We start from the raw sequence: 380 nt of genomic DNA, 5'->3' as shown, positions 1-380 counted from the left end.
GGATGTGGTCTCCGGGGCGGAAGAACGTGATATCCCCGACAACCAGATCCGCTGCAACCAGATCTGGGCGGTTTCCATGAATTTTTCCATGCTTCCTCCGGAAAAAGAGAAACAGGTGGTGGAAACTGTGGCGGAAAAGTTGTATACTCCTTATGGACTGAGAACGCTGTCGGAGGATGACAGAGAGTTCAGACCATGTTACGGAGGCAGCCAGTTTGACAGGGATTTAGCGTATCATCAGGGTACGGTCTGGGTATTTCCGCTGGGCGGATACTACCTTGCGTATTTGAAGGTGCATGGATACAGCGAAGCTGCAAAAGCGGAGGTGTACCGCCGGCTGGAGGTTTTGGAAGGCGCCATGCGGGAAGGATGCGCCGGAC

Annotated in this window: 1 protein-coding gene; it reads left to right on the top strand. The window is 53.9% G+C overall.

What is annotated here, in order from left to right; genetic code table 11:
* A partial coding sequence (locus NE664_15785) for a glycogen debranching protein (GenBank protein ID MCQ4728095.1) occupies positions 1-380 on the top strand: 380 nt, incomplete at both ends.

The organism is Anaerotignum faecicola (assembly GCA_024460105.1).
Classification (GTDB): Bacteria; Bacillota; Clostridia; order Lachnospirales; family Anaerotignaceae; genus JANFXS01.
This window is presented reverse-complemented; position numbering and strand designations above follow the sequence as displayed.